Origin of the sequence: Nitrosopumilus cobalaminigenes, from assembly GCF_013407145.1 — an archaeon.
In the GTDB taxonomy this organism is placed as follows: Archaea; Thermoproteota; Nitrososphaeria; order Nitrososphaerales; family Nitrosopumilaceae; genus Nitrosopumilus; species Nitrosopumilus cobalaminigenes.
Genome location: NZ_CP026993.1, coordinates 92,961 through 107,435 on the forward strand (window position 1 = coordinate 92,961; position 14,475 = coordinate 107,435).

The 14,475-nt window shown below is 30.9% G+C and carries 13 protein-coding genes and 2 tRNA genes; 10 read left to right on the top strand and 5 right to left on the bottom strand.

Annotated elements, in window-relative coordinates:
* Positions 1-34 precede the first annotated feature (34 nt).
* The gene (locus C5F47_RS00500) at positions 35-694 is read left to right on the top strand and encodes an ATPase domain-containing protein (RefSeq protein WP_179360975.1); all 660 of its coding nucleotides are present in this window, start codon (positions 35-37) and stop codon (positions 692-694) included.
* 98 nt (positions 695-792) lie between these two features.
* Complete coding sequence (locus C5F47_RS00505; protein WP_179360977.1) at positions 793-3,534, top strand: DEAD/DEAH box helicase; 2,742 nt, start codon at positions 793-795, stop codon at positions 3,532-3,534.
* On the opposite strand, the gene C5F47_RS00510 is transcribed toward C5F47_RS00505, so the two are convergent.
* The gene (locus C5F47_RS00510) at positions 3,531-4,928 is read right to left on the bottom strand and encodes a single-stranded DNA-binding protein (protein ID WP_179360979.1); all 1,398 of its coding nucleotides are present in this window, start codon (positions 4,926-4,928) and stop codon (positions 3,531-3,533) included. The genes C5F47_RS00505 and C5F47_RS00510 overlap by 4 nt on opposite strands.
* A gap of 212 nt (positions 4,929-5,140) precedes the next feature.
* Here C5F47_RS00510 and C5F47_RS00515 point away from each other — a divergent pair, with 212 nt between their 5' ends.
* Both C5F47_RS00515 and C5F47_RS00520 read left to right on the top strand, forming a co-directional pair.
* Positions 5,141-6,079, top strand: coding sequence for an ABC transporter ATP-binding protein (locus C5F47_RS00515; protein ID WP_179360981.1), 939 nt, complete (start codon positions 5,141-5,143; stop codon positions 6,077-6,079).
* Positions 6,063-6,824 carry an ABC transporter permease gene (locus C5F47_RS00520; protein ID WP_179360982.1) on the top strand — a complete coding sequence of 254 codons (762 nt, stop codon included), beginning with the start codon at positions 6,063-6,065 and terminating at the stop codon, positions 6,822-6,824. The genes C5F47_RS00515 and C5F47_RS00520 overlap by 17 nt, the downstream gene beginning before the upstream one ends.
* A gap of 9 nt (positions 6,825-6,833) precedes the next feature.
* Here the strand turns inward: C5F47_RS00520 and C5F47_RS00525 are convergent, their stop codons facing one another.
* The 3 genes from C5F47_RS00525 to C5F47_RS00535 all read right to left on the bottom strand — a co-directional run bounded on the left by C5F47_RS00525 (position 6,834) and on the right by C5F47_RS00535 (position 8,809).
* Positions 6,834-7,571 carry a nucleotide sugar dehydrogenase gene (locus C5F47_RS00525; protein ID WP_179360984.1) on the bottom strand — a complete coding sequence of 246 codons (738 nt, stop codon included), beginning with the start codon at positions 7,569-7,571 and terminating at the stop codon, positions 6,834-6,836.
* A 67-nt stretch (positions 7,572-7,638) separates the two neighbouring features.
* Positions 7,639-7,711 (bottom strand) — tRNA-Gln (locus tag C5F47_RS00530).
* A 69-nt stretch (positions 7,712-7,780) separates the two neighbouring features.
* The gene (locus C5F47_RS00535) at positions 7,781-8,809 is read right to left on the bottom strand and encodes a DUF354 domain-containing protein (RefSeq protein ID WP_179360986.1); all 1,029 of its coding nucleotides are present in this window, start codon (positions 8,807-8,809) and stop codon (positions 7,781-7,783) included.
* A 63-nt stretch (positions 8,810-8,872) separates the two neighbouring features.
* On the opposite strand from C5F47_RS00535, the gene C5F47_RS00540 reads away from it, so the two are divergent.
* Genes C5F47_RS00540 through C5F47_RS00560 form a run of 5 tightly spaced genes read left to right on the top strand, consistent with a single transcriptional unit; the run spans position 8,873 to position 14,148 of the window.
* Positions 8,873-10,024 (top strand): hypothetical protein, encoded by a 1,152-nt coding sequence (locus C5F47_RS00540; RefSeq protein ID WP_179360988.1) that lies wholly within the window; start codon positions 8,873-8,875, stop codon positions 10,022-10,024.
* Between the two features lie 22 nt (positions 10,025-10,046).
* Entirely contained in the window at positions 10,047-10,601 is a 555-nt protein-coding gene (locus tag C5F47_RS00545; protein WP_179360990.1) for a nucleotide exchange factor GrpE, read from the top strand.
* Between the two features lie 9 nt (positions 10,602-10,610).
* Positions 10,611-12,500: a molecular chaperone DnaK gene (gene dnaK, locus C5F47_RS00550; RefSeq protein ID WP_179360991.1), complete on the top strand. Its 1,890-nt coding sequence runs from the start codon at positions 10,611-10,613 to the stop codon at positions 12,498-12,500.
* 48 nt (positions 12,501-12,548) lie between these two features.
* The gene (gene dnaJ / locus C5F47_RS00555; RefSeq protein ID WP_179360993.1) at positions 12,549-13,607 is read left to right on the top strand and encodes a molecular chaperone DnaJ; all 1,059 of its coding nucleotides are present in this window, start codon (positions 12,549-12,551) and stop codon (positions 13,605-13,607) included.
* A gap of 1 nt (position 13,608) precedes the next feature.
* Positions 13,609-14,148, top strand: coding sequence for a 5' nucleotidase, NT5C type (locus tag C5F47_RS00560; RefSeq protein ID WP_179360995.1), 540 nt, complete (start codon positions 13,609-13,611; stop codon positions 14,146-14,148).
* Here C5F47_RS00560 and C5F47_RS00565 read toward each other — a convergent pair.
* Positions 14,145-14,309, bottom strand: a complete 165-nt coding sequence (locus tag C5F47_RS00565) for a hypothetical protein (protein WP_179360997.1) — start codon at positions 14,307-14,309, stop codon at positions 14,145-14,147. The genes C5F47_RS00560 and C5F47_RS00565 overlap by 4 nt on opposite strands.
* A 78-nt stretch (positions 14,310-14,387) precedes the next feature.
* Between C5F47_RS00565 and C5F47_RS00570 the strand changes: the two genes are divergently transcribed.
* Positions 14,388-14,475, top strand: a tRNA-Leu gene (locus C5F47_RS00570).

A 14,475-nucleotide genomic window follows, 5' to 3' on the forward strand; every position in this document is an offset into this window, starting at 1 on the left:
TAAATTTTTTCTTCTTTTTCTAATAATTATACAAATGATCTCAACAGGTTTACAAAAATTAGACCAATTCTTGTCAGGAGGAATTCCAGATAGTGTTATTGTAGATATTTTTGGTGAAAATGGAACTGGTAAAACACTGCTATTATTACAATTATTAATAAATTCAATAAAAAATGGTGGAAATGTTTTGTATTTGGATACAACAGGAGGATTCAGACCTGAAAGAATCATAGAAATTCAAAAAGAATCTGAAATTGAAATTAACTTACTTGAAAAAATAACTGTATCTAGAATTACAAATACTTCAGAACAAATCAAATCGGTTAACAACATTATATCAAATAATTTTTCTTTAATAGTAATTGATAACATTACGGATTTATTTTCTTATGAATATCAAAATGATGAATCAACTTTTAAAAAAAATTCATTATTTATGAAATATATGCATAATTTATCAAATTTTGCTATTACAAAAAAAATTCCAATAATTATTACAAATATGATTAGAACAAGTGATGGTAAAGAAATTGAAAATATGCAAAATGCAATTGATCCTTTCACACATATCAAAATTCATCTTACTAAAAATTCATCAAAATTTCATGGTCAAATCTATTGGGCATTAAAAAAAGAAAATTTTTCATATACCATTAACAAAAAAGGCCTTTCTGACACTACTGAAGATTTTTAATGGTCTACTCTTAGGTAAAACAATGGCAGGAATTTTTGATTCAATACCAATTATCACTGTAGTTTTATTTGCACTAGGCTTAATTGGTGTAATTGTTTATGAAAGATCACGATCAAACAATCCCGTCGAATCTACCTCTTGATTCATTATTTGGAAAATTCGGATTTTCTAAACTAACTGAGATTCAGAAAAAAGCATCACCAATAATTTTACAAAAAAAAGATTGTCTTGTTATTGCTCCAACAGGTTCTGGAAAAACAGAATGTTCAGTAATTCCGATTTTCTCTTTGTTAAAAAATTCTAAACAATCTGGAAAAATTAAAACCCTTTACATCACACCTTTACGAGCCTTAAATCGTGACGTGTTTCGAAGAATTACAAATTATGCACATGAAAATCAACTGACGATTAAAATTCGACATGGAGATACTAGCCAAAAAGATAGAAAAAAAATAACTGAAAATCCTCCTGATGTTTTAATCACAACTCCTGAAACTTTGGTAATTCTATTAACACAGGTAAAAATGCTCAATGCATTATCTGATTTAGAATGGATTGTAATAGATGAAGTACATGAATTATTATCTAGTGAGCGAGGTTCTCAATTATCATTAAGTGTTGAAAGATTGGAATTAAATTCAAAATACTCACTTACAAAAGTTGGATTATCTGCAACTGTAGGAAATTTTGATGAGGCAGGAAAATTTGTCGTAGGAACTAAAAGAAAATGTCAGATAATCAGAGATACATCAGTTAGGAAATATGATGTAGAAATCAAGTATGTTGAAGGAACAATTTCAGATGTTGCAGAAAAAATAATTGAATATGTGCTAGAATTAAAGTTAGATTCTCCAATACTTCTCTTTACAAATACCAGAGGAGAGGCTGAATTTTTAGCATCAGTTTTAAAACAAAAATCTTCTGTTCCAATAGAACTACATCATGGTTCTCTCTCAAAAGAAGTTAGAGAAGAGACAGAACAAACTTTGCGTGAAGGCAAACATGGTATCGTAGTATGTACCTCTTCCTTGGAATTAGGATTAGATATTGGCTCAGTTGAATTGGTGATTCATTATGGTTCTCCAAGACAAGTATCAAAATTTGTTCAAAGAATAGGTAGAAGTAAACATAATCGTGATGAATCAGCTCAGGGTTTAATTATTACAAATAACCCTGATGATGAGTTTGAAGCACAAGCAATTCTTGATCGTATTCAAGAAGGCTCCATTGAAGAACAAAAAATTCATGATGGATCTCTAGATGTTTTAGCTCATCATTTAGTTGGACTATCTATGCAAATTGGTGAAATTACAGTTGAACAAGCTTTTGAATTAGTGACAAAGGCATATTCATTTAGAAATTTAAAAATTGAAGATCTCATAGATGTATTAGATTTACTTGATTCAAACTATCTAATTTTTTTTGATAGAACAAAAATGACTTATTGGAAAAAAGGCGGTTCTTTCAAATATTATTTTGAAAATCTTTCCACAATACCTGATATTCTTAAATTCAAAGTTTTTGATAGTGTTGGAAAAAAAATCATTGGGTCTTTAGATCAAAGATTTGTAGGAGATCATGGAGATTCAGGAAATATTTTTGTGCTGAAAGGTTCACAATGGAGAATTCTAAATGTTGATGAAAAATCATTCAGTGTAAATGTTGAACCTTTCAGGGGAGGAGGAATTACAGTACCTTATTGGGAAGGAGAAAGTATACCTATTGACTATAAAACAGCACGTAAAGTAGGAAATTTCCGTAGTAAAGTAAAGAATGGAAATTTTACTTTAACAAATAATATAATTGAAAAATTAAATTTTGATAAAATTCCTGATGAAAATAATCTTGTTATTGAATCAAATAGATCTCAAGGTTCAATTGTAATTCATTCTTGTCTTGGTACTAAGATCAATTCTACTTTATCCACATTACTATCTTCAATACTATCATCTATGTTAGGTTCAATTGTTGATTCTCGTTCTGATGGTTACAGAATTGTTTTATCATCTAATTCTAGAATTTCAGAAAAACTTTTCATAGAAGTTATTAAAGATGATTATGATTTACAATCTGTTGTTAGTGCTTCTTTAACTGGAACTCATAATGTCAATTGGAAAACATGGTGTGTTGCAAAAAAATTTGGAGTTGTAGGACGTGGAGCAATATATGAAAGAAAATCTGCCAGATTTTTATATGAACGATACTCCAAAACAGCACTTGTCCATGAAGCACTACGAGAATTATTTCATGATAAATATGATCTTAAAAATTCTGAAAAAATTCTGAAAAAAATCAAAGAAGATGAAATTCATCTCACTTGGTTAGAAGTTGATCAATATTCTAAATTAGCTCTGCCAATTTTAGATCATACTGCAAAATATTATTCTTCACCTGCAAATCTTGACAAAGGTATTCTTGATCTTGTTAAAGCTAGATTAGAAAAAACAAAACATCGTCTGATTTGTGCTCGATGTGGAAAATGGGAACGTGTTTTTCAAACATCTGAGGTAAAAAATTTACTCGTTTGTCCATATTGTAAAGCAAGGCAAATTACTGCAACATACTATTCTGATTATGATTTACCTAAAATTATTAGAAAAAAACATGATGGGAAAAGATTAACTGCAGATGAAAAACACAAGTATGATCGTGCCTGGAAAGTTGCATCATTAGTAGAAAATTTTGGAAAAATTGCTATTACTGTAATTTCTGGATATGGTGTTGGTGCTGATACTGCAGCAAGAATCTTAAGAAATATGGTAGATGAAGAACATTTGTTTAAACAAATCTATGAAGCAGAAAGACAATATGTAGTAACTAGAGGTTTTTGGGATTCTTAGTTTTTCTTTGTAATTTTAGAGAATGGAGTAACAAATAATTCTATTCTACCTTCTAGTCCAGCCTTTGCATTTAACCCTGTAATGGAAATAATTTCTCCTAATTCACACTTATCAATAATTCTTGCTTGATTTCTCCAACCTTTTACCCAAATTTGCCCTGTATCATCTTCTACAAACATTTCTGAAAGTGCTATTGATTCTCCAGATTTTGTTTGAACCTCACGTCTTTGAGGAACTTTCAATACGATTGCTTCAATACAATAACTAGAGTCAACTTTGATATCGTTAATTTTTGTTCTAAGTTGAGATAAAGATGGAATTGATTCATCATTATCTAATTTCCTTACAAAGGAATTTTCATCTAGTGTGATTGAATTACCATAAACTTTTGATGGCATGCATTCTATTACGTCTCCCTCTACACAAATACTAGTTGAATTTGAAAAGTCACTAATGTTGAATAAATTCTTTTTATTATCTACAGCCATTATCATATTTTTACCGTTTTCTGATGGTGATATGGAGATAATTCTAGTGATTATTGGTTCTGCTTCTTTTCCTCCTTCAATTTCTACAATTGTTGCATCATTTCCGTGAATTTCTAGTCCTTGATTTCCTGATTTTACTCTAACACCAAGCAATCTTACTTTGGCTGATTGTGAAATCATGTTTGGAATGGTGGATTCATCTTTACCCCATAATACTACTCTCATACCACTTCCATCTTTTCCCTTTAGTCTCATTCTTAGTGCTTTTCCAGGCATGCCACGAGAATTCGTAAATTCCATTCCACTAATTACACCATCAATAGTTCCTGAAATTACTAAATCTTTTTGTCCTTCTTGAGATTCACTCACATCTTTTGTAATGGTGTCTATTGTTGGAATTTCACTTGTTGTATCAGTAGTTTCTATATTTGATCCAGAACCAATATTTATTGTTGGAGAACCATCAAGATCTGATTTAACATAAGCTTTAATGATTTTAATTAAATCTCCTGGTTTTAGATTTTCAACTCCTGGGAGATTTGCTTTTTCATCCCATAATTTCACACTAGCTGTAGAATTTGTATCATACACAGTCATTGTCCGAAGATAAAACGGAGAACCATCTTTTCTAGAAAATTGTTTTGCAGGTGATAAATTTAGAACTCTTGTTTCTAATGAAATTTCTTTTGCTCCTGCATATAGATCCTTTAAACTAATTTCTAGTTTTTGTGGTTCTGACAATGCAATTCCGTAATCAGATGCAATTAAGAACAATGCTCCCTGATCAGTCAAATACCCAGCACCAATTTTTTCCTTTTTCTGTTTTATTTGTTCTTCAAGATCTGCTTTAGTTAATTCTGGTTTTTGTTCTAGAAATTTATTGATAAGATCTTCAAATTCTGACAATTCAATTTTGTTAAACTTGTTCTATTAATAAAAATTTCATTCTCTTGATAATGTCATTTTATAAAAAAATGATCGCTTTATCAGAATTTTCTTGTATATTCAAAAAATGAGATTATTGTAATATTCAATTTCTACATGTTTTTTCTTGATTAGTTCAATTCTTTTCGCATTTATCTCACTAACTAAATTAATAGGAAGATCGCAGTTTTGTTATGTCATGCATTGAAGTGAACCATCTTTCAAAATTATATGGTTCAGTTCGTGCAGTAGATGATCTAGTATTATCAGTAAAATCTGGACAAGTTTTTGGATTTTTAGGACCTAATGGTGCAGGTAAATCTACCACCATCAAACTTCTCACTACTCTGATTCCACCATCAAGTGGTTCATTATCCATTCTGGGTGTTGATGCAGTCTCAAATCCACTTCAAATTCGTCATAAAATTGGTGTAGTCTTACAACAACCTAGCTATGAGCCTACATTATCTGTTGAAAAATCCCTTGAGAAATATGGAATGATGTGGAATGTACCAAAAATTGAGCGTAAAAAAAGAATGGAGCAACTATTGAAAGATTTTGATCTAGTTGAAATTCGTAAAAAAAGAAATGAAGACCTATCAATTGGTCAAAGAAGACGAGTTCAAGTTGCACGAGAATTTATGCATGATATGGAATTATTATTTTTAGATGAACCCACTGTAGGATTAGATCCAAGTGCTAGAAGAAAATTATTAGATTATTTAAAAAATAAAGTAAAAACTGGTTTAACAATTTTTTACACTACACACATTCTTTCTGAAGCAGAATATCTTTGTGATCAAATTGCTATTATTGATAAAGGTAAAATTGTAACAGTCAATTCTCCTGATGCTTTAAAAAATAGATTTGGAAAAGAAAAAACTATTAAAATTCATTTATTAGAAAAGCAATCCAATGTTCCTTCACTTTTATCTGGAATATCTGATTGCAAAATTGATTTTAAAACTGGAACCAATATTATAATTCATTCAGAACAATCCGAATTGGTTTTGTTACAAGTTTTAAAAATACTTAATGATAATAAAATTGAGATAGAGGATCTATCAGCCGTACCAACAAATCTTGAAGAGATATTCTTAAACATGGTGAGAGAAAATGCATCCAATAATTAGATTAGTAAATAGAAATCTTACGATTTCTCTCAATCCTGGATTTTTAATTTGGCAAATAATTTTTCCTTTAATTTACATTTTTGTTGCAGGATTTGCTTATGCACCATTAATCAATGCAGTACCATTTGGAAATAAAGATCTTGATTATCCGGCATTTTTAGCTTCAGGTATGATTGGATTTAATATTATGAATAGTACTCTGATTTCTGGAATTATAATTTGGAATGATAGAAAACATGGAATGTTTGAACAAATTATGTCTGGTCCTTTCACTAGAAGTCATTATATTCTAAGTAATATTTGCACAATAGGAATTATTGGTTTAGTTAGTGCAACGCTAATAGCAGTAGTAGGATACCCTGTATTTTTCGAATCTGTGGAATTTTCTCTAGTAACAATACCCATAATCATTTTTGGAGCCATCACTGGATCAGTACTTTTTGGTTCATTAGCCTCAATTATTTCCACTAGATTACGCTCAAGTGAAGGATTTAATGTAATTATTAACACCGTTTTTCTTTTCTTTGCTTTTGTTAGTACGGCATTTTATCCAGCAGGCGGTGCACCTGAACCATTACGAACAGCATTTTATCTAAATCCATTAACATATCTTGTTGACGTAATAAGGGCTGGAATTTTTGGAACTATTACTGAATTTATAATTTTAGAAATGATTATTCTTGTAGTTATAGCATCTATATTATTTGTAATTGCATCTAGACTTTTAACTAAATTAGATTTTTAGAATTTAAAATTATTTTTTAAATTTTTCATACATTTCATTAATTTTTTTAATCATATCTATATTTTCATAGTCTATCAAATTTAGATTAGGAATTACGCAATGCCCTCCAATAATTCCAGGATACATTTTGGGTCTATTGCCTAAATTTTCATGAATTTCATCTGCAAATTTCCACATCTCATCAAAATCAATGTTTTCTTTTTCACAAATCATTTTTGTTATTTGTGCATAATTGATCAACCATCCATAATAGGTTGTATCCACTAATATTTTTGCCAATTCTGCAGTTTTTGTTGTTGACATCCAATCTATTTTTTCAAATCTATTTTCTAAATCAATTTTTATTTTAGGATCAATATTTTTTTCATCTGAAGAAATAAATTTTGTATATTTTTTAATATCGTCTAAAAATCTTTTATGTACTCCTCGAACTGGAGAATATAAAACCAAAACTTTAGATTTCTCTTGAATCATTTTTGTAGTTCCGGGCTTTACTGTTGAATGTACCAACACAACTTTTAATCCCTCAATCTTATTGATCCAATTTATTGTAATATCTACAAACTCTGATAATTCTCCTGGTAAACAAACATGTAGATATTCTGGATTTTCAATTTTTTCATTTTCTGAATAATTTTTGCATTTAGAAGAATCTACATCAATTCCTATGCTGTCAAAATTCTTTTCTTCAAGAAGGTGAAATAATGTTTCTCCCACTTCTCCCATTCCTAAAATAATGTCAGTCATTATGCCTAATTTCAGAAAAACCCCCTATGATATATTCGTGTTACAAAATCATATTTTATTAAAAAAGTAGCCCGGCCCAGACTCGAACTGGGGTCAAAGGCTTCAAAGGCCTCTATGCTTGACCGCTACACTACCGGGCTGCTAAATCGAGCACTTTCATTCCCTTAATGAACTTTTTATTTGAATTTGGCTCATAAATCAAAAATTCACTATTCTTTAATTGTTTGAATTAATTTTTGAATAGGGTCTTCCATCTGTTTTCTAATAGTTTCTGCTCTTTTATGACTCTGATTATTATTTGATTCAAAAATTTTCTTTATGTGTCTTGAAATATTATTTGGATTTGTTTCTCTTTTAACTAGGGATTTTTTTACTAAGAAATTTTCAATTATGTTTGGAACGGCATCATACGAAATTGTTGGAATTCCCATTAATGCAGATTCTGCAGTCATTGTTCCACCAGATCCAATAAAAACATCTGTATTGCTTAACAAATGTTTTCCATCATATGACATTTTCACAATTTTTACTTTCTTGCCAATTATTTTTTGTAAATTCTCAATTTGCTTTGTATATCTTCCCAAGACTACAATATTTTCATTTGTAAAATCCATTCCAATTTTTTTGATTATGGGAATAATTTTACTAGATTTAGATGTATATGATGCTTCTTCTTCTTCTACCCTTATCAGAATATTCTTTTTAGAATTATTTTTAAATGGTAATTTTGCATCTTGATTAACTTTCCTCTGTATGGTAACTACAGCATCAATTGCTTTGTATTGAATAATATTTTTTTCATCAATTCCATATGTTGTAAATTCTTTTTTTGATATTACTTGTGGAATTAACAATTTTTGAATTAATGGTAGCGTTAATCGCATTACTGCGTTAGCATGTGGAGAATCACAAAATGCTATATGTTTAATTCCTAACCCAAAAGATATTCTTGCTGCCTCTGGAGAACAAAAACTAATAGCAATATCAGGTGAAAATGTCTTAATTTTTTTAGACAATTTTTCCATTCTGTCAATACTGGCTTTGAGTTTACTTTTCTTATCTCCACCACCATGCTTTCCGACAAAAATAAGGTCTAAACCACGTATTTTGGCTAATTTTGAAACTTCTTCATAATCTCGTGAAGTACACAAAAGATCGTATTTTTTACCTAATTTTTCAATTATTGGTTCAGAAAACAATAATTGTTTTGGTGTTAGAATATCTATCCAGATTTTCAAGTAATTTCCTAATTATGGTAAGTTCAATAAGTTTTTCTTAGTCTAATACTAGCTGTAAATGTAATGGGGGGAGCAAAAGTTGTTGTTTATGGACTTAGTACAGAAGGATATGCTATTGCATCTCAAATGGCAATCAAAGGTGCAGATGTATACATTATAGATGAATCAACACCATCAGCAATTTCTCTAAAAGCTGAAATTGCTAAAACATATCCGAATGTTTCTTCTCTAAAAGAAGATGAACCCTTGTTAGCAATGGAGCCCATAGATGTGGCAATTTCAAAAGCACAATACCTTTTCTTTACTCCACGAATTAGAAAAACCGGACAAGACATCAAAACTGAAATTCATTCAAAATTCAAGGATGCAGTTTCTTCGATGAAAAAGAATAGCTCTGTTATTTTTACACTTCCTACTGGATTTGGAGGTAACAATGAAAATATTTCATTACTCGAACATGTTACTGGTCTTCAGACTGGAAAACATATTTCATATTTTTATTATCCATTAGAAGACCTCAATGAACAACCAAAAATTATAGGATCATTTAATGGAAAAGAAGATTCTACATTATCAGAACTCCTAACAGTAGGTAAAAAAGAGAAAAAATTTGTAGCTATTTCATCATCTGAGCATTTCCATGCAATTGATGTTTTATCTAGATTTTCTAGTCTGTGTAGTGTTTTAGAGGTGTGTAAATATGCTCAAGATGAAGTAACCAAAAATGATCTTTCATCTGATGATTTTCAGGAAATCTTTCTAGACAATATGGTTAGTGGTTTATTTGATTTGAAATCTTTAGGCTCTTCTTTTGAAGGTGCAAATTCATTGATGTATCTAATTAATGGAAGTGTCAAAGGAATTGATGGATACATCAAACGACTAATAGATGAAATTCGTTCAACTCTAAAGAAAAATGATCTCAAAGCAAGTAGAACAAAGATTGCATTATCTTGGACACTTGATCAACATGCAATGCGTGGAGATAAAATTGAGATGTTACAAAATTTAACTTCAAGACTACGAGATTACATTGGTGATGTAGAGGCTTATGAAGATCCTAACTTTGATTTATTCCATAGTGATAAAACTACCATAGTAGTAGCTTGTTCGCAATCTGATTTTGAAAATATAGAAAAGACTAAACAAGATTCTGATCTGATTATTGTCAAAGCCAATCCTTTATGTGAAACAATCAATAATAGTATAAATTAGCTAAATTACTATTTTTGTTGAATTGTCTAGTGAATCTAATTCTGATGAAATTCCAGTTGATGTAATTTCTGAAAAAGATACTGAAAATAATTCTCCTAAAATAGAACCAGAATCTGATGTAGAAAAAATATCTAAATTGTTAGATTTGGAAAAACAAAAATCATCTGAATATGAAGAAAAATTAAAACTTGTATTAGCCGATTTCCAAAATCTTAGCAGAAAAACTCAAACTGATATTGAAAGTGGCATTAATTCAAAAATAAATGAATTCACATTAGATTTTTTAAAAATTTATGATGATTTTGTTAGAGCAAAAGAAGTTCTTTCTGACAGTAAAATTAATTCAGAAGGCTTGGATTCAATTTTGAAAAACATGGATGCTTTATTGAAAAAATATCATATTCGACCTATAGATGCATTAGGAGAGATTTTTAATCCCAATTTCCATGAGGCTATATCAATAATTAATGATCCTGATTTAGATGATGACACAATTACAAAAGAGATCAGGAAGGGATATATTTCTCATGAGAGAGTTATAAGACCTACACTAGTAGAAATTTCAAAAAAAGGATGATGATAAAATATGGCTAAAATTATTGGTATTGATTTAGGAACAAGTAACTCTGCAGCAGCGGTAGTAATGGGTGGAAAACCCACAATTATTCCAGCAGCAGAAGGGGCAACAGTTGGTGGCAAAGCATTTCCCTCAGTAGTAGCTTTTTCCAAAGATGGTGACCTTCTGGTAGGTGAGCCTGCACGTAGACAAGCAGTTACAAATCCAGATAGTACTATTGTTGCTGCTAAACGAAAAATGGGTTCAGATCATACTTTTAAAATTCTAGATAAAGAATACAAACCTCAACAAATTTCGGCATTCATCCTTCAAAAAATTAAAAAAGATGCTGAAGCATTCGTTGGAGAACCAGTTCAAAAAGCTGTAATTACAGTTCCTGCGTATTTTGATGATAATCAGCGTCAAGCAACTAAAGATGCTGGAACAATTGCAGGACTTGATGTTGTTAGAATAATCAATGAGCCAACAGCAGCATCTTTGGCATTTGGATTAGACAAAGCAAAAGAAGACATGAAAATTCTCGTCTTTGATTTTGGTGGTGGTACCTTAGATGTAACTATTATGGAAATGGGTGGGGGCGTATTTGAAGTTCTAAGTACTTCTGGTGATACTCAACTTGGTGGTACAGATATGGATAAAGTGTTAATTGATTATGTTGTTGATGAATTCAAGAAAAAAGAGGGTGTTGATCTTTCTCAAGATTCAACTGCAATGACTAGAATTAGAGAAGCTGCTGAAAAAGCAAAAATTGAATTATCTACTGTTATGGAAACCGATATCAATTTACCATTTATCTCTCATGATCCATCATCTGGCGCAAAAAATTTAGAATTAAGAATTACAAGAGCAAAACTAGATGAACTAATTGGACCTATTGTAGAGCGATGTAAGCCTTCAGTACTCAAAGCCTTGGAAGATGCAAAACTCTCAAATTCCAATATTAATAAAATTGTCATGGTTGGTGGACCAACAAGAATTCCATTAGTCAAAAAATTTGTTAGTGATCTAATTGGTCAAGAATCTGAATCAGGTGTAGATCCTATGGAGGCTGTAGCAATGGGAGCGGCCATTCAGGCAGGAATTATTGCTGGAGATGTGAGTAGTGATATTGTTTTACTTGATGTTACTCCTCTAACATTGGGAATTGAAACTTTAGGTGGAGTTAGAGAACCATTAATTGAGAGAAATACTACAATCCCGACCTCAAAGGGTAAAGTTTTCACAACTGCAGCTGATAATCAAACTGCAGTTACTATTCATGTTGTACAAGGTGAAAGACCTATGGCAACTGATAATGTTTCATTAGGAAGTTTCAATCTTACAGATTTACCACCTGCTCCAAGGGGCGTTCCTCAAATTGAAGTAAAATTTGACATTGATGCAAATGGAATTATTAATGTCACAGCAAAGGATCTTGGAACTCAAAAAGAAGCAAAAATCACTATAGAATCTAACTCTAAATTATCTCCAGAGGAAATTGAAAAATTGAAAGAAGATGCAGAAAAATTCTCTGATGAAGATAAATTAAAGAAAGAAAAAATTGATTTAAAGAACGAAGCAGAAAGTTACATCTACACTACAGAAAAATTAGTTAACCATGATCTTAAAGATAAAATTTCACAAGAACAAGGTATCAAAATTACTGACGCCGTAAAAGAAGTTAAAGAAGTTTTAGATAAAGAAGCCGAAGAATTGAAACCTAAACTTGAAGCATTGCAAGCATTGGTAAATGAAGTTACAACAGAACTTTACAAAAATGCTTCACCTCCACCCGGTGCAGATGGACAACAGGGTGCAGATGGACAACAGGGTGCAGATGGACAACAGGGTGCAGATGGACAACAGGGTGCAGAAGAAACATCTGAATCATCTAAAACTGATGAAACAAAAACTAACTGAGATTCCAATTCAATCATTTATAGTATAATTATGATTAAGGTATGATTCATGGCTGCAAAACGAGATTATTATGAAGTTTTAGGTGTTACAAAAACATCTTCACCAGATGAAATTAAACAACAGTATAGAAAATTAGCCTTAAAATTTCACCCTGATCGAAATCAATCTGCAGAAGCCGGAGAACATTTCAAAGAAATTTCTGAAGCATATGCTGTAATCTCAGATCCTGAAAAAAAACAAATCTATGATCAACATGGACATGCAGGTGTTGATGGCAGATATTCAACTGATGATATCTTTCAAGGTGCACAAGGCGGAGGATTTGATTCTATTTTTGAATCAATTTTTGGTCGTGGTGGGGGCGGAGGATTTGGATTTAATCAACAACGAGGTTCTGATATTCTATATCAAACTTCGGTAACTTTAGAAGATGTTCTTCATGGTAAAAAAGTAGAAATTAATTTACAAAAACAAATCCAATGTGATATTTGTAATGGTTCTGGTGCTAAACCTGGTACCAACAAAAAAACCTGTGGAACATGTAATGGTCAAGGACAAGTTAGACAAACTCGAAATATGGGATTTGCATCTTTTGTAACTGCTGCACCATGTTCTGCATGTAGAGGACAGGGCTCCATAATTGAAACTCCTTGTAATGAATGTAAAGGACAAGGAAAGAAAAAAGGATCAAAGACAGTTTCATTTGATATTCCTCCTGGAATTGATTCAGGTGACTATACAGTACCTGGTGAAGGAAATGAGATTCCTGATGGTGAAAATGGTGATCTAATAGTTAGAGTAAATGTTCAACCTCACTCTAAATTTAATAGAGATGGAAAAGATATTTTCTATGATCATGATGTTTCAATGATTGATGCTGCATTAGGATGTGAAATAATTGTTCCAACCTTGGAAGGAACAGAAAAAATTAAAGTTGATTCTGGTAGTCAACCCAATACCATAATCAAACTAAAAGGAAAAGGAGTTACGCACATTAACTATAGAGGAAAAGGAGATCAATTTGTCAGAATTGTGGTTAATGTACCTAAAAAACTCAATAAACATCAAAAAAATCTTTTAGATGAATTTCGAAAAACAAGTGACTAAAATGAAAATTGCATTAGACGTAGACGGTGTACTTGCAGATGTCATAATATCATGGCTAAATTTTAGTAATTCAATAAGACCAAAAATTGCCAAACATCAAATTACAAATTGGGAATTTTGGAAAGAATTCCAAATAGATCCTTTTGATTTTTATGCTGAACTTAGTTCATGTTGGAAAGATTGGATGTCAATACCTACAACAGAAACAAATCTTTCATCAATAACAAAATCTCTTTCTAGTCTTGCTCAAGTGGATATTGTAACTGCTAGGGAACGTTCTACTGATTCTTTTGTCAAATCTTGGTTAGATCATCATAACATATCTTATGACAATTATGTTTCAGTTATTGACGGTCCAATGAAAGCCAATTTAGATTATGATGTATTTATTGATGATTCCCCTCTTAATGCAGAAAAATTTCTTAAAAATAATAAAAAAGTAATTTTGTATTCACAACCTTGGAATCAACATGTTTCTGAAAATCAAATCCATCGAGTTTCAAATCTTTCTGAAGCAGTTGAAAAAATAAAAATTAGTTAATCTTTTTCAAATTTTCTAATATTGACTTGATGACCATTTCTAATATGTGTAGAATGTGTAGTGTTTACTAATTCACCAACTTTTTCTTCACTGTAAAATTTTGTATTGTATCGTCCTAGTATTTTTTTACAGTTTGAACAATATACTTCTCTAAATTCCATTTTATCTCTTGATTAATTTTTTGTAGTTGTTTTCAAGTATAATAAAGAAACTTATTCTAGATTTCAAATTTTTTCAATGCGGGAGTCACCCAGCCTGGTCAACGGTGTAAGGTTCAGATCCTTATCTTCTAGGAGTTCGTGGGTTCAAATCCCACTTCCCGCACCA